General features: G+C 44.8%; 10 protein-coding genes and 1 pseudogene. 9 read left to right on the plus strand and 2 right to left on the minus strand.

Annotation, left to right across the window (positions count from 1 at the left end; translation table 11 throughout):
• Positions 1-5 precede the first annotated feature (5 nt).
• From ftsZ to BCU07_RS00785, 8 genes are all read left to right on the plus strand, one after another.
• Positions 6-1,235: a cell division protein FtsZ gene (gene ftsZ, locus BCU07_RS00750; RefSeq protein WP_017059291.1), complete on the plus strand. Its 1,230-nt coding sequence runs from the start codon at positions 6-8 to the stop codon at positions 1,233-1,235.
• A gap of 96 nt (positions 1,236-1,331) precedes the next feature.
• The gene (gene lpxC, locus BCU07_RS00755) at positions 1,332-2,249 is read left to right on the plus strand and encodes a UDP-3-O-acyl-N-acetylglucosamine deacetylase (protein WP_010434751.1); all 918 of its coding nucleotides are present in this window, start codon (positions 1,332-1,334) and stop codon (positions 2,247-2,249) included.
• A 390-nt stretch (positions 2,250-2,639) separates the two neighbouring features.
• Positions 2,640-5,366 carry a preprotein translocase subunit SecA gene (secA, locus tag BCU07_RS00760; protein WP_017066234.1) on the plus strand — a complete coding sequence of 909 codons (2,727 nt, stop codon included), beginning with the start codon at positions 2,640-2,642 and terminating at the stop codon, positions 5,364-5,366.
• Between the two features lie 348 nt (positions 5,367-5,714).
• Positions 5,715-6,113, plus strand: a complete 399-nt coding sequence (gene mutT, locus BCU07_RS00765; RefSeq protein WP_017062897.1) for an 8-oxo-dGTP diphosphatase MutT — start codon at positions 5,715-5,717, stop codon at positions 6,111-6,113.
• 92 nt (positions 6,114-6,205) lie between these two features.
• Positions 6,206-7,030, plus strand: coding sequence for a 4-hydroxy-tetrahydrodipicolinate reductase (gene dapB, locus BCU07_RS00770; protein WP_020628676.1), 825 nt, complete (start codon positions 6,206-6,208; stop codon positions 7,028-7,030).
• A gap of 503 nt (positions 7,031-7,533) precedes the next feature.
• A complete protein-coding gene (gene carA, locus BCU07_RS00775) occupies positions 7,534-8,688 on the plus strand; it encodes a glutamine-hydrolyzing carbamoyl-phosphate synthase small subunit (protein ID WP_010434758.1) in 1,155 nt (384 codons plus the stop codon).
• 16 nt (positions 8,689-8,704) lie between these two features.
• Positions 8,705-11,935: a carbamoyl-phosphate synthase large subunit gene (gene carB / locus BCU07_RS00780; RefSeq protein ID WP_017059294.1), complete on the plus strand. Its 3,231-nt coding sequence runs from the start codon at positions 8,705-8,707 to the stop codon at positions 11,933-11,935.
• A 195-nt stretch (positions 11,936-12,130) separates the two neighbouring features.
• Complete coding sequence (locus BCU07_RS00785; RefSeq protein WP_017059295.1) at positions 12,131-12,910, plus strand: TSUP family transporter; 780 nt, start codon at positions 12,131-12,133, stop codon at positions 12,908-12,910.
• Here the strand turns inward: BCU07_RS00785 and BCU07_RS00790 are convergent.
• Both BCU07_RS00790 and BCU07_RS00795 read right to left on the minus strand, forming a co-directional pair.
• Positions 12,861-13,706 carry a LysR family transcriptional regulator gene (locus BCU07_RS00790; RefSeq protein WP_102428621.1) on the minus strand — a complete coding sequence of 282 codons (846 nt, stop codon included), beginning with the start codon at positions 13,704-13,706 and terminating at the stop codon, positions 12,861-12,863. The genes BCU07_RS00785 and BCU07_RS00790 overlap by 50 nt on opposite strands.
• A 132-nt stretch (positions 13,707-13,838) precedes the next feature.
• On the minus strand, positions 13,839-14,420 hold the full coding sequence (locus tag BCU07_RS00795) for a flavodoxin family protein (RefSeq protein ID WP_069597297.1): 582 nt from the start codon (positions 14,418-14,420) through the stop codon (positions 13,839-13,841).
• A gap of 553 nt (positions 14,421-14,973) precedes the next feature.
• On the opposite strand from BCU07_RS00795, the pseudogene BCU07_RS00800 reads away from it, so the two are divergent.
• A pseudogene (locus tag BCU07_RS00800) lies at positions 14,974-15,868 on the plus strand (IS5 family transposase).
• The last annotated feature ends 65 nt before the right edge of the window (positions 15,869-15,933 follow it).

Here is a 15,933-nt window from a genome sequence, read left to right on the forward strand (position 1 = left end):
AACACATGTTTGAACCGATGATGGAAATGTCTGACGATGCAGTAATTAAAGTCGTTGGAGTTGGTGGCGGTGGCGGTAACGCTGTTGAGCACATGGTACGTGAATCAATCGAAGGCGTAGAATTCATCAGTGTTAACACTGATGCACAAGCACTTCGTAAAACAAGCGTGAGCAGCGTGATCCAAATTGGTGGTGATATCACTAAAGGTTTGGGCGCTGGTGCAAACCCACAAGTAGGCCGTGATGCAGCTCTCGAAGATCGAGAAAGAATTAAAGAAGTTCTAACTGGCGCCGATATGGTATTTATCGCAGCTGGTATGGGCGGTGGTACTGGTACAGGTGCTGCTCCAGTTATTGCTGAAGTTGCGAAAGAGTTGGGTGTGCTAACGGTTGCTGTTGTAACTAAGCCATTTAGCTTTGAAGGCAAAAAACGTTTAGCGTTTGCTGAGCAAGGTATTGAAGAGCTTTCTAAACATGTGGATTCTTTAATTACGATTCCAAATGAGAAGCTACTTAAAGTACTTGGCCGCGGCGTAACTCTGCTAGAAGCTTTCGCAAGTGCCAATGATGTACTTAAAAACGCTGTACAAGGTATCGCTGAGCTAATTACTCGCCCTGGTATGATTAACGTCGATTTCGCGGATGTTCGCACCGTAATGTCTGAGATGGGTCATGCAATGATGGGTAGCGGTATCGCAAAAGGTGAAGACCGTGCTGAAGAAGCTGCTGAAACGGCAATTTCTAGCCCACTACTAGAAGACATCGACCTAGCTGGCGCACGTGGCGTTCTTGTGAACATCACAGCAGGCCTAGATATGCGTCTAGATGAATTCGAAACAGTAGGTAATACAGTTAAGGCATTCGCATCTGATAACGCAACAGTTGTGATTGGTACTTCTCTAGACCCTGATATGACGGATGAAATCCGTGTAACTGTTGTAGCAACAGGTATCGGCACAGAGAAAAAACCAGACATTACATTAGTTGCTGGTGGTAAAGCTAAGGTTGCACCAACTCCTCAACCACAGGTAGCGGCTCAAACTGCACCAAAAGTGGAAGAGAAAGTGGCACAACCATTGCAAGAAAAAACTGAGGTTAAACCTCAAGTTAAGCCGCAGCCAACAACGTCACCTGTTTCTTCAGGTACAGGCGCTAGCCAAAGTGCAGCACCTAAGGCTGAGAAAGAGAGTGGATACTTAGATATTCCAGCATTCTTACGACGTCAGGCTGATTAACAAATACCCAAAATTTGACTATCGTCGAATTAATGGTAAAATTCGCGGTCGGTAAATACTGACCGTGATTTGTAGCACTGATAACGAGGCAAGCAGATGATCAGACAACGTACTCTGAAAGAAATTGTGAAAACAACTGGTGTGGGTCTCCACTCTGGTCGTAAAGTCACACTTACTCTTCGCCCGGCAGCTGCAAATACAGGTATTGTTTATCGTCGTACAGATGTAAATCCACCTGTAGATTTCCCAGCTGATCCAGCGTCAGTTCGTGACACTATGCTATGTACAGCTCTTGTTAATGACGAAGGCGTACGTATCTCTACAGTGGAACACCTTAACGCAGCTTTAGCGGGTATGGGCATCGACAACATTATTGTTGAAGTAGATGCACCTGAGATCCCAATTATGGATGGTAGCGCAAGCCCATTCGTATACTTGCTACAGCAAGCGGGTGTAGAAACACTGAATGCAGCGAAGCGTTTTATTCGTATCAAAAAGCCTATCCGTTTTGAAGATGGCGATAAGTGGGCAGAATTTGTTCCATTTAACGGCTTCCGTATGGACTTTGAGATCGACTTTAACCACCCAGCTATTGAATCTGATGAGCAACGTTTGTTGTTTGATTTCTCTTCACAAGGTTTTGTGAAAGAAATTTCTCGCGCTCGTACTTTCGGCTTCATGCGCGACATTGAGTATCTACAATCTCAAAACCTAGTACTTGGCGGTAGCTTTGATAATGCTATCGTACTGGACGAATACCGAATTCTTAATGAAGAAGGTCTACGTTTTGACAATGAATTCGTAACTCATAAAGTACTAGACGCGATTGGTGACTTGTACATGTGTGGACACGCTATTATTGGTGAGTTCCGTGCATACAAATCAGGTCACGGCCTAAACAACCAACTACTACGTGCAGTACTTGCTGACGCAGAAGCTTGGGAATGGGCAACATTCGAAGAAGAAGTAGGCTCTCCTGTTGCATTTGCTGAGCCAGGAATGGTTCTAGCGTAATTGTTGTTTACAGCAATATAAGATTTCGAAAACCAGGTCATTGACCTGGTTTTTTTGTATCTATTTTCCAGATACAGTGTCGTCAACATCCGAAAGTTGTCTCCCAATGAGCTGCAGTCTGGCTAATCCATCAGCAATTAGAAAGAAAAGTTCCAAGCACATCAAACAAATGGGGTTATAAATGGTTGTTGGTGTGAAAATTACTTACACTAAAGGGCATTAATTTTAACTCAAGCCTTGAAAACTCTACTCTCAAGTACAATATCAAAGATACTAGATTTATCTCAGTATCCTTGGTTAGTAACTGAAGACTAGTTCATAGCTAGTAGAGACACTGACGGCATTTAAAATAGATCGCGGACGATCTGAGAACGAAGAGATTCCAAGCACATGATTACTAAGCTGCTGACAAAGGTAATTGGCAGTCGCAATGACAGAACACTGCGCCGCCTTAGAAAAATTGTAAAAGAAATTAATAACTACGAACCAACGTTTGAAGCTCTTTCAGACGAAGAGCTAAAAGCAAAAACGGTTGAGTTTCGTGAGCGCTTAGATAAAGGTGAATCGCTAGACCAACTTCTACCTGAAGCATTTGCTACGGTACGTGAAGCGTCTAAGCGTGTTTACGGCATGCGTCACTTTGACGTGCAAATGATTGGTGGCATGGTTCTAAATGCTGGCCAAATTGCAGAAATGCGTACTGGTGAAGGTAAGACTCTTACAGCAACCCTACCAGCTTATCTTAACGCCCTACCTAGCAAAGGTGTTCACGTAGTAACGGTGAACGACTACCTAGCGAAGCGTGATGCGGAAACAAACCGCCCATTATTTGAATTCCTTGGTATGACTGTTGGCGTAAACGTGCCAAACATGGCTCCACCAGAGAAGAAAGAAGCGTACCAAGCGGATATCCTATACGGAACAAACAACGAGTTTGGCTTCGATTACCTACGTGACAACATGGCTTTCCGTGCTGAAGATCGTGTTCAACGTGAGCGCTTCTTTGCTGTTGTCGATGAGGTTGACTCAATCTTAATCGATGAAGCTCGTACTCCACTTATTATCTCTGGCCCAGCTGAAGATAGTTCAGATCTTTACACGCGTATTAACACGTTGATCCCTAACCTTGAGCGCCAAGATAAAGAAGATTCTGAAGAGTACCGTGGTGAAGGTCACTACACCATGGACGAGAAATCGAAACAGGTTCACCTGACTGAAAACGGTCAAGAATTTGTAGAAGAGCTAATGGTCAAAAACGGCCTGATGGAAGAGGGTGACACGCTTTACTCTCCAACTAATATCAGCCTATTGCACCATGTTAATGCAGCGCTGCGTGCACACGTACTGTTTGAGAAAGACGTCGACTACATCGTTACTGAAGAAGGCGAAGTGGTTATCGTTGATGAACATACTGGTCGTACTATGCCAGGTCGTCGTTGGTCTGAAGGTTTACACCAAGCTGTTGAAGCTAAAGAAGGTGTGAAGATTCAGAATGAAAACCAGACGCTAGCATCGATTACATTCCAGAACTTCTTCCGTCTATACGAAAAACTGTCAGGTATGACAGGTACAGCCGATACAGAAGCTTTCGAATTTCAGTCTATCTACGGCCTAGAAACAGTGGTTATCCCAACCAACAAGCCTATGGTTCGTAACGATATGCCAGATGTGGTTTATCGTACCGAAGAAGACAAGTTCAATGCGATCATTGAAGACATCAAAGACCGTGTAGCTGCTGGTCAGCCATCATTGGTTGGTACGGTTTCTATCGAGAAGTCTGAACTACTGTCTAACGCACTGAAAAAAGCAAAAATTAAGCACAGCGTTCTAAATGCTAAATTCCACGAAATGGAAGCAGAGATCGTTGCACAAGCTGGTATGCCGAGTGCGGTAACTATCGCAACTAACATGGCTGGTCGTGGTACCGATATCGTATTAGGTGGTAGCTGGCAGGCACAAGTTGAGAAGCTAGAGAATCCAACCAAAGAGCAGATCGAGAAGATCAAAGCTGACTGGAGAGTAATCCACGATAAAGTGCTTGAGTCAGGTGGTCTGCACATCATTGGTACTGAGCGTCATGAATCTCGCCGTATCGACAACCAGCTACGTGGTCGTTCTGGTCGTCAAGGTGATGCGGGTTCTTCTCGTTTCTACCTATCAATGGAAGATTCTCTGCTACGTATCTTCACATCGGATCGTATGGCTGGTCTTATCCAAAGTGGTATGGACGAAGGCGAAGCGATCGAATCTAAGATGCTTTCTCGCTCAATTGAAAAAGCACAACGTAAAGTTGAAGGTCGTAACTTCGATATTCGTAAGCAGCTTCTTGAGTACGATGATGTAGCCAATGACCAACGTAAAGTGGTTTATGAGCTTCGTGATGAACTGATGAGCTCTGACGATATCAGCGAGATGATCGAACACAACCGTGAAGATGTATTGGCATCAGTGATTGATGAATACATCGCACCTCAGTCTCTTGAAGATATGTGGGATATCGCGGGTCTGCAAGATCGTCTGAAGAATGACTTCGATCTAGACTTTGATATTCAAGGTTGGTTAGACGAAGACGACAAGCTTTATGAAGAAGCATTGCGTGAGCGTATTCTTGCTATGGCGGTTGATTCGTACAAACAGAAAGAAGAAGTGGTTGGTGCTCAAGTACTGCGTAACTTCGAGAAATCTGTGATGCTACAAACGCTAGACGGCCTTTGGAAAGAGCACTTGGCTGCGATGGATCACCTTCGTCAAGGTATCCACTTACGTGGTTATGCTCAGAAGAACCCGAAACAAGAGTACAAGCGCGAGTCGTTTGAACTGTTTGAAGGCCTACTAGATGTACTGAAAACAGACGTTGTTACCATCCTTTCTAAAGTGCGCGTTCAGCAACAAGAAGAAGTTGAAAAGATGGAAGCTCAACGTCAAGCTCAAGCTGAAGAAGCGGCGCGTCGTGCACAAGCGCAACATGCAACAGCTGAAAACCAGCTAGCTGACGATGAAGCTGAAGCGGCATCTCCACAAACGGTAGTGCGTGACGAGCGTAAAGTTGGCCGTAACGAGCCATGCCCATGTGGTAGCGGTAAGAAGTACAAGCAGTGTCACGGTAAAATCGCGTAAGTTTAATGAATCGTTGCTGTAGCGCATGATAGCTGCGTTGGTGGTACTCACTTACAGTCGTAAGCTCCGTGCCACCGCCTTGCTCTCATACACTACAACTTAGCTTCATAAAACTGACAAATAGAATATAAAGAGTCGCTTAGGCGGCTCTTTTTGTATGTAAATTTCATGGCTTACTTTGTTACGCAAGGAAGTTGTCATTCCCTATAGCGAGGAGTGAGCGTAGTAGGGAATCTTGTTTAGTTAGGCTCGCGTAGTTTTAGATCCCCAACTCAGTCGTTCCTCTTTCTTGAGGATGACGTATTTAGGGACTATGTGAGTTCAGCGTTTTATTAAGGAACACCATCAATGAAAAGAATCCATATCGTAGCGGGTATTATCTTCAATCAAGATAAGTCACAGGTCTTTATCACTAAGCGTCCAGATGACAAGCACAAAGGTGGCTTCTGGGAATTTCCAGGTGGCAAGGTTGAAGAGGGCGAAACTATTGAGCAAGCGATGACTCGCGAGCTTGATGAAGAGGTCGGTATCAAGGTGACCGAGCAGTCTCTGTTTGAGCATCTTGAATTTGATTACACGGATAAGTCACTTAAGTTCGATTTCATTCTCGTGACTGATTTTGAAGAGCAGCCTTATGGTAAAGAAGGTCAGCAAGGTGAATGGGTAAGCCTAGAATCATTGAATCAATACGCCTTCCCAGAGGCAAATGTGCCAATTTTAGAGCGAGTAATAAAAGAGTTTTCGTAATTGCTAGCCTGAGTTTGAGATTGTTGTTAGTTTAAAGAGATTAATCGATTGAACGTTGCTGCAAGAGATAAGTGGCAACGGTAACCAAAACAATGGAGATATTCGCAGTGGTAAGAATTGCAATTGCAGGAGCAGCGGGCCGCATGGGCCGCAACTTGGTGAAAGCCGCTCATCATAATTCAGAAGCAAGTGTTGGAGCTGGTTCAGAGCGTCCAGAGTCATCTTTGGTCGGCGTAGATGTCGGCGAGTTATGCGGTGAAGGTCGTTTTGATGTTGCTTTAGTCGATGATTTGTCTAAAGCCATCGAAGAGTTTGATGTGATTGTCGATTTTACTGCCCCTGTTAGCACATTAGCGAATATTGAACTTTGTAAACGTCACGGTAAAAAACTGATCATCGGTACAACGGGCTTCTCTGAAGAAGAGAAGCAGGTGATTGATGCTGCTTCAAAAGAGATGGCTATCGTAATGGCACCTAACTACAGCGTTGGTGTGAACCTGGTCTTTAAGCTGCTAGAGAAGGCCGCTAAAGTGATGGGCGATTACTGTGATGTCGAGATCGTTGAGGCTCATCACCGTCATAAAGTCGATGCACCGTCAGGTACTGCGATTGGTATGGGCGAAGCTATTGCGGGTGCTATGGGCAACGAGCTGAACGATGTAGCTGTATGGTCACGCGAGGGTATTACTGGCGAGCGCACTAAAGATGAGATTGGTTTCGCGACGATTCGTGCCGGTGACATTATTGGTGAACACACCGCTATGTTTGCTGATATCGGTGAACGAGTGGAAATTACCCATAAAGCCACTGATCGAATGACCTTTGCTAATGGCGCAATCAAGGCCGCGGTTTGGTTAAATGATAAACCAGCAGGCTTTTATACCATGACGGATGTGCTTGGTTTGAATGACCTATAAATAGATATTTATGCGCTGGCAATTGCCGGCGCTTTCTTTATTTGGTGCCTTTTCCTTAGTAATCTCACTTCTCCGATCTTCCTTCTACTTTCTTCTTATCGCCTTTTTGACTCCATTTCTATGCTGTTTATGTGGTCTTTAGTATGTTTTTTGTTTTAGATCTTTAAATTGTCATGTTTTCTCTTGGTATTTATCGATTGCGTTTTGTTGCTGATATTTTTATCACTCTATGGTTGGCTAAAATGAGGGGTGAAAATTAGAAAATCGTAATATTCGAGCTAAATGCGTATGAAAGTTGAACTTTTGGAGCTTTGAGGGGGTAAATTGAATTAGTCCTTACAAATGTTTAATTTCTTTTGAGTTAAATGTTGACACGTATCACGCAGATCACTAAAATACCGCCAATTTGTCTAATTTCCATAAACACGCAGTTTTTGGTGTTTCAGGAAGGTAGATTTGCAAATTAAATCAATTTTAATGCATTTTTATTTCTGGAGGTTGTCTTGAAGAAGTCAGCACTACTCGTCCTAGAAGATGGGACAGTATTTCACGGTGAAGCCATTGGCGCTGTAGGTTCTGCAGTTGGTGAAGTCGTTTTTAATACCTCGATGACGGGGTACCAAGAAATCCTCACTGATCCTTCCTATTCTCAACAAATCGTTACCCTTACTTACCCTCACATTGGCAATACCGGAACCAATTCCGAAGACGAAGAATCTTCTTCAATCCACGCTCAAGGCCTTGTGATTCGCGATCTCCCTCTAATCGCTTCTAACTTCCGTAATGAACAATCCCTTTCTGATTACCTTAAGTCGCAAAACGTTGTTGGTATCGCTGATATTGATACTCGTAAGTTGACGCGTATTCTTCGTGAAAAAGGCGCACAGAACGGTTGTATTGTAGCTGGCTCTTCAGTAAACGACGGAAACCTAGACGAAGCTTTGGCTCTAGCTAAAGCAAAAGAATTCCCTGGCCTGAAAGGTATGGACCTTGCGAAAGAAGTTACAACAAAAGAAGCGTATCAATGGAAACAAGGTTCGTGGACGCTTACGGGTGGACTTCCTGAAGCGAAAGCAGACTCAGAATTGCCATACCACGTTGTTGCTTATGACTTCGGTGCAAAACGAAACATCCTACGAATGCTTGTTGACCGCGGCTGCCGCCTAACGGTTGTTCCTGCTGAGACTTCAGCTGAAGAAGTACTTGCTCTGAACCCAGACGGTGTTTTCCTTTCAAATGGCCCTGGTGACCCAGAACCATGTACTTACGCAATTGAAGCGACAAAAGTGTTCCTAGAAAAAGGCTTACCAATCTTCGGTATCTGTCTAGGTCACCAGATTCTTGCTCTTGCGTCAGGCGCTAAGACAGTGAAGATGAAGTTTGGTCACCACGGCGCAAACCACCCGGTTAAAGATTTAGATCGTGATGTTGTGATGATTACTTCGCAAAACCACGGCTTTGCTGCTGACGAAGAAACCCTTCCAGAGACACTACGTGCAACGCACAAATCACTATTTGATGGTTCTCTACAAGGTATTCACCGTACAGACAAACCAGCATTCAGCTTCCAAGGTCACCCTGAAGCAAGCCCAGGTCCAGAAGACGCAGCGCCGTTATTCGACCACTTTATTGAACTAATCAAACAGCACACAGCGTAATTCGGAGTAGTAGACAATGCCAAAACGTACTGACATTAAAAGTATTCTTATTCTAGGTGCTGGCCCGATCGTTATCGGTCAAGCATGTGAGTTCGATTACTCTGGTGCTCAAGCTTGTAAAGCGCTTCGCGAAGAAGGTTACCGAGTTATTCTTGTAAACTCGAACCCAGCGACAATCATGACTGACCCAGACATGGCAGATGCAACTTACATCGAGCCTATCCAATGGGAAGTTGTGCGTAACATCATCGCTAAAGAGAAGCCTGATGCAGTTCTACCTACTATGGGTGGCCAAACTGCATTGAACTGTGCTCTAGACCTAGAAAAGCACGGCGTTCTTGAAGAGTTCGGTGTTGAAATGATTGGTGCAACGGCTGACGCTATCGATAAAGCAGAAGACCGTTCACGCTTCGATAAAGCAATGAAAGCAATTGGCCTTGAGTGTCCAACTGCTGATACAGCGAAAACGATGGAAGAAGCTTACAAAGTTTTAGACATGGTTGGCTTCCCTTGTATCATTCGTCCATCGTTCACGATGGGTGGTACTGGTGGCGGTATCGCTTACAACAAAGAAGAATTTGAAGAAATCTGTCGTCGTGGTTTGGATCTATCTCCAACTAATGAACTTCTTATCGATGAATCACTTATCGGTTGGAAAGAGTACGAGATGGAAGTGGTTCGTGACAAAAACGACAACTGCATCATCGTATGTGCGATTGAAAACTTCGACCCAATGGGTATTCACACAGGTGACTCAATCACTGTGGCTCCAGCTCAAACGCTGACAGATAAAGAATACCAACTAATGCGTAACGCATCTCTAGCAGTACTGCGTGAGATTGGTGTTGAAACAGGTGGTTCAAACGTACAGTTTGGTATCAACCCGAAAGATGGCCGTATGGTTATCATCGAGATGAACCCACGTGTATCTCGCTCTTCTGCACTAGCTTCTAAAGCAACAGGTTTCCCAATCGCTAAGATTGCAGCGAAACTGGCTGTTGGCTTCACGCTAGACGAGCTAATGAATGACATCACTGGCGGCGCAACTCCAGCATCATTCGAACCAACAATCGACTACGTAGTAACTAAGATTCCTCGTTTTAACTTCGAGAAGTTTGCAGGTGCTAACGACCGCCTAACGACGCAAATGAAGTCGGTTGGTGAAGTTATGGCTATCGGCCGTAACCAACAAGAATCTCTACAAAAAGCACTTCGCGGCCTAGAAGTTGGCGCGACTGGTTTTGACGAAATGGTAGACCTAGACGCACCAGATGCTCTAACGACTATCCGTCACGAACTTAAAGAAGCTGGCGCAGAGCGTATTTGGTACATCGCTGACGCATTCCGTGCTGGTATGTCGGTAGATGGTGTATTCAACCTAACGCAAATCGACCGTTGGTTCCTAGTTCAAATCGAAGACATCGTTAAGCTAGAGCAAGAACTTAAAGCGAAAGGCTTTGCTGGTCTAAATAAAGACGAGCTAAACAAGCTTAAGCGTAAAGGTTTTGCTGATGCGCGCCTATCTAAGATTCTAGGTGTAGCGGAAAGCGAAATCCGTCGTCTACGTGACCAATACGATATCCACCCGGTATACAAGCGTGTAGATACGTGTGCAGCTGAGTTCTCTTCAGATACGGCTTACATGTACTCATCTTACGATGACGAGTGTGAAGCAAACCCAACAGACAAAGAAAAAATCATGATTCTAGGCGGCGGTCCAAACCGTATCGGCCAAGGCATTGAATTTGACTACTGTTGTGTACACGCATCACTAGCGCTACGTGAAGATGGCTACGAAACTATCATGGTTAACTGTAACCCTGAGACAGTTTCTACAGACTACGATACGTCTGACCGTCTGTACTTCGAACCAGTAACTCTGGAAGACGTACTAGCAATCGCTCGTGTTGAGAAGCCAAAAGGCGTTATCGTTCAGTACGGTGGTCAAACGCCACTTAAACTGGCACGTGCTCTTGAAGCTGCTGGCGTACCAATCATCGGTACTAGCCCAGACGCAATCGACCGTGCAGAAGACCGTGAGCGTTTCCAAGTTGCTGTAGACCGTCTAGGCCTACTTCAACCAGAAAACGCGACAGTAACAACAATGGAGCAAGCGGTAGAGAAATCTCGTGAAATCGGCTTCCCACTTGTTGTACGTCCTTCTTACGTACTTGGTGGTCGTGCGATGGAAATCGTATACGACGAGCAAGACCTACGTCGCTACTTCAACGAAGCAGTTAGCGTATCAAACGAATCTCCAGTACTACTTGATAGCTTCCTAGATGACGCTGTTGAAGTAGACGTAGATGCGATTTGTGACGGTGAGCGCGTTGTAATCGGCGGTATTATGGAGCACATCGAGCAAGCGGGTGTTCACTCTGGTGACTCAGCATGTTCTCTTCCTGCATACACGCTAAGCCAAGAAATCCAAGACGTAATGCGCGAGCAAGTTGAAAAGCTAGCGTTCGAGTTGGGTGTTCGTGGTCTGATGAACACGCAGTTTGCTGTTAAGAACAATGAAGTGTACCTAATCGAGGTTAACCCTCGTGCAGCACGTACGGTTCCATTCGTATCTAAAGCAACTGGTGCGCCAATCGCTAAGATTGCCGCTCGTGTAATGGCGGGTCAATCTCTAGAGTCTCAAGGCTTTACGAAAGAAATCATCCCACCTTACTACTCAGTGAAAGAAGTTGTACTTCCATTCAACAAGTTCCCTGGTGTTGACCCACTGTTAGGCCCAGAAATGCGCTCTACTGGTGAAGTTATGGGTGTTGGTGCGACGTTCGCAGAAGCATACTCTAAAGCTGAATTGGGTTGTGGTAACATCTACCCAGAAGGCGGTCGTGCACTTCTTTCTGTTCGCGAAGGCGACAAAGAGCGTGTTGTTGACCTAGCATCTAAGCTATCTAAGCTTGGTTACCAGCTAGACGCAACTCACGGTACTGCGGTTATCCTTGGCGAAGCGGGCATCAACCCACGTCTAGTAAACAAGGTACACGAAGGTCGTCCTCACATTCTTGACCGTATCAAGAACAACGAGTACACGTACATCGTGAACACTGCAGCTGGCCGTCAAGCGATTGAAGATTCTAAAGTTCTTCGTCGTGGTGCACTTGCTGAGAAAGTTAACTACACGACTACGCTAAACGCTGCATTCGCGACTTGTATGGCGCACACTGCAGACGCGAAAACGTCAGTAACTTCAGTTCAAGAGCTACACGCTCAGGTTAAAGCTTCTCAAGCTTAATCGCCTAAAGTGTATCGCTGATATGCGGATATAAATGCTCAAAGCCCACTCCTCGGAGTGGGCTTTTTTATGTCTGTTATTCCGCGGTAGCTTAATGATGAATATTTGGAATAGGTTAGAATCTTGTGTTTCGTTATTGCTCGTCTGCTGTGAGTGGTAACTTGTCGCTACACAGGACTTTAAGGCGTTGGGTATATGGAAATCACTCTAGAAATATTGGCTATCTTGTTTGTTGTTGCAACGGCAGCAGGCTTTATTGATGCAATGGCTGGCGGCGGTGGGTTACTGACTCTACCTGCATTGCTAGCGGCTGGAGTTCCACCGACGCAGGCATTGGCAACTAACAAACTCCAAAGCTCATTTGGCAGCTTCTCTGCGAGTTGGTATTTCGTGCGCAACGGTATCGTCAGCATCAAAGAGATGCGCCTTGCTATCTTTTGTACCTTTATTGGCTCTGCAATTGGCGCTGAGTTAGTCCAGCACATTGATGCGAGCCTACTGACCAGTGTTATCCCACTGCTGCTTATCGCTATCTCTCTCTATTTCCTGTTGGCACCCCAAACTAGAGCGTCTGAAGGAAAACAGAAGATCTCTGAGGCGATGTTTGCTCTGTGTATTGGTGGCGGCGTGGGTTTCTATGATGGCTTTTTTGGCCCAGGAACAGGTTCTATCTTCACCGTCTGCTTTGTTGCTATTGGTCACTTCTCGTTAGTCGATGCTACGGCGCGTACTAAAGTACTTAACTTTACCTCGAATATCGCTGCCTTGATTTTCTTTATTTTGGCTGGCTTGCCTATTTGGGAGTTGGGATTAGTGATGGCGGTCGGTGGATTTATGGGCGCTCAGCTTGGCGCTAAAGTGGTGGTGACAAAAGGGCAAAAATGGATTCGCCCTCTTGTGATCGTGATGTCGATGCTAATGGCGTCTAAACTGCTTTGGGAACAGCATCAACAATCGATTCTATCAGTGTTTTAACTCGTGGAGACTGATAGCTATTCGGTCTGACACAGATATGAATCGGCCGAATTAAGCCTGCTAATTCGGTGAAGCTATACAGATATTGAGACTCAATATTGAGTGTTTTTACGATAGAGAGCGGGATCAACGCTGGCCCAGTCCCGCCCAATGCAAGTTGCGCCGCTGCGGTGTAGGCATCCATCTCCATCAAGGGTTTGATACCAAATTTTTCTAATACAGAAAGTTGATAAGAATTGGCTGGATTGGTCATGTCGTTAGTGATGACCATTGGAGGGAGATCCGTTAGCGGCGACTTACTCACTATGTAAAACGGTTCATCAAAAAGATGGAAGGTCATCAACCCATGATGTGGTGGCAGTAAGCCAGCACACAACCCCAAGGTCGCCTTGCCGGACTGCACCCGTTCGATAATTCTCGGCGTGTGGTTGGTGGTAATGATGATGTACTTATCTTGCTGGATAAATTGGCCCATCATCTCACCTAAATAACCGGCTATCAGAGACTTAGAGCTGTCTAGGGTGATGAGAGTGGTATCTTCCAACTCTTGCTGTTCATAAATAAGCCCACGAAGTTCATTGAATGTCGGGCCAATACTCTCGATTAATGCTATCGCATCTGGCGTGAGTTTTATCTGTCGGCCACTCGGTTCAATGAGCTTTTTACCTAGCTTCTTTTCTAAATTCGCAATCCGTTTGCTGACCGCTGATTGGCTGATATAAAGCAAACTGCCTGTGCGGCTCATGGTCTTTGCTTTACTCAATACCAGTAGAGTTTCGATTCCTTCGAGTAGCATTGGGTTATATTCATGAAAGTTGGGAATGATTGTTTCAACTTACCTCAAACAACATTCATTCTCTAGTCTTGAGATCATAGATATCAATCAAGCTAGGAGTTTTGAAGCTAGCCCGTCAGCTAACTAGTTAGTTTAGGTTCTCTTAACTAGACTCGCGATGCGCTGACCAAAATAGAAAGCAGTCTGAAGATCGTTACTGTTGATGTGACTATTGGTGCTATCTGCCGTCTCATCTTCACTGGCGACCAAACCAATGCTTGACCCTGTGCGATTCAAACCTAAGTCATCAATGTGCTTTGAGATATCAAGCCCAGCCCAAATCATGCCATGCTGACAGGCCAGAGTGAAAAAGCTCAACAAGGTTTGTTGCTGCTCACCGTTAAGGCTGCCGCCAGTGGTAAAGCCTGCTGCGAGTTTATTTCTCCATGCTTTCTTACAATAGCTATCACTACTTGCATCCATAAAGCTCTTAAACTGCGCGGCTGGTGAACCCATATAAGTCGGGGAGCCAAAGATAATGGCGTCACAGCTGTCTAATGACTTGAGCTTATCATCATTGTCATACCTTCCTTCGACCACTTCAGAAGATAGCACTTCGACAAGGAGTACTGAGTTAGGTTGTTGAGTGTTAATGCCTTCAGCGATTGTCTCAGCAACTTGCTTAGTTGTTCCATTCTTAGAGAAGAAAACAATGCCCACTTTACCAATACTCATCTTGAACTCCCTTTTGCCAATGTTAGTAAATACATTTATTTATAAAGCTATTTGTTTATTAATATAGCCTGCGAATTAGATAAGTAAACAAAAAACATTACTAACATCTTGGCTAATGGACTAACCAAATTGAGTGTTAGGAAAAGAAGGGATCTTTGAAGAGTGGAAATCGAGGGTATCAGTGATTTGAAACCGGATTAAAAAAGGCCCCTTTGCGGAGCCTTTCTCTTTGTAACGATAGCTTATTTGATGGCGAAGGTCGGCAATGATAACTTCCAGATATATCGTAGAGCGATGGCACTGAGTTGTTTTAGCTATTTCAGGAATTGCTGATAATTCATGCTACAACTGCTTGTTTCTTTGGTGAGAAGAGCGCACTACTTTCAGCAGTTGTCGTCTTCTATACCTTTCCATGAATGTTGCACTTATGATCTGAAATCAGGCCTAGTTACTTATCTGTTTTGTTGTCTTCAGTGGCGTTGTTGCCTAAATTAGTTGAACCTTTTCTAAGTCCTGTGATCTGATCATTTGAAACGATTGGAATGGTGGTGATATGGGTAAAGCAAACAAGAAGATAACTAACTGGACGGAGTACAATAAGGCTCTTTGTAAACGTGGTTCGGTTACATTCTGGATAGATGATTCAGCCGTAGATGCATGGCGATGCAAAACTCATCATGGTAAGCGTGGGAGAGGCTTTCAGTACTCTGATACAGCGATTGAAAAAGGGCATCTTCTCTCTTCCTTTACGTGCTCTTCAAGGCTTTATCGACTCTATCTTTGAGCTATTAGATGTTCCACTAACGTCCCCTGACTACACCTGTATCAGTAAACGCTCGAAGACAGTTCAGGTCAAATATCGCAATAAATCGAGAGGGGCTATTCGCCATATAGCCATTGATTCTACTGGCCTCAAAGTCTTTGGTGAGGGGGTGTGGAAAGTGAAAAAGCATGGTACAGAAAAACGTAGGACATGGCGCAAACTGCACTTAGCTGTGGATGTGGATACTCACGAAGCGATTAGTGCGGAAGTCAGTCTTGTAAATGTAGGCGATAGTGAAGTGTTACCGACGTTACTCAACCCACTACGTAGAAAGGTCGCTGCCGTATCCGCCGATGGAGCATATGACACAAAAAATTGCCACGAGACTCTGAAAAATAAAGGCTGTACTCCGTTAATACCGCCTCGAAAGAATGCAGCTCTTTGGGAAGACGGTCATCCCAGAAACAAAGCGGTAATGGCTCTGAGAGATGGAACAATATCGGAATGGAAAACAGAGTCTGGTTATCACTATCGTTCAATATCTGAGACTGCTATGTCCCGATATAAAGGACTAACAAGCGATAAATTGAGCTTGAGATGTTACAACGCTCAAGTGGGCGAAATCATGGCGAATGTCAAAGCGATTAACAAAGTCATAGGACTAGGTATGCCCGTTAGAAGCTAACGGCTAGCTACATATGGTGTCGTTGATCTTCAAGCTGATTTGATCAACAACGCCGTGTTGCCCCA

The organism is Vibrio sp. 10N.261.54.E10 (genome assembly GCF_002877735.2).
Lineage (GTDB): Bacteria > Pseudomonadota > Gammaproteobacteria > Enterobacterales > Vibrionaceae > Vibrio > Vibrio crassostreae_C.

What these genes read in the sequence shown, in the direction of transcription:
- ftsZ (WP_017059291.1), top strand. Translation starts at nt 6, where the DNA reads ATGTTTGAACCGATGATGGAAATGTCTGACGATGCAGTAATTAAAGTC.
- lpxC (WP_010434751.1), top strand. Translation starts at nt 1,332, where the DNA reads ATGATCAGACAACGTACTCTGAAAGAAATTGTGAAAACAACTGGTGTG.
- secA (WP_017066234.1), top strand. Translation starts at nt 2,640, where the DNA reads ATGATTACTAAGCTGCTGACAAAGGTAATTGGCAGTCGCAATGACAGA.
- mutT (WP_017062897.1), top strand. Translation starts at nt 5,715, where the DNA reads ATGAAAAGAATCCATATCGTAGCGGGTATTATCTTCAATCAAGATAAG.
- dapB (WP_020628676.1), top strand. Translation starts at nt 6,206, where the DNA reads ATGGAGATATTCGCAGTGGTAAGAATTGCAATTGCAGGAGCAGCGGGC.
- carB (WP_017059294.1), top strand. Translation starts at nt 8,705, where the DNA reads ATGCCAAAACGTACTGACATTAAAAGTATTCTTATTCTAGGTGCTGGC.
- BCU07_RS00785 (WP_017059295.1), top strand. Translation starts at nt 12,131, where the DNA reads ATGGAAATCACTCTAGAAATATTGGCTATCTTGTTTGTTGTTGCAACG.
- BCU07_RS00790 (WP_102428621.1), bottom strand. Translation starts at nt 13,706, where the DNA reads ATGCTACTCGAAGGAATCGAAACTCTACTGGTATTGAGTAAAGCAAAG.
- BCU07_RS00795 (WP_069597297.1), bottom strand. Translation starts at nt 14,420, where the DNA reads ATGAGTATTGGTAAAGTGGGCATTGTTTTCTTCTCTAAGAATGGAACA.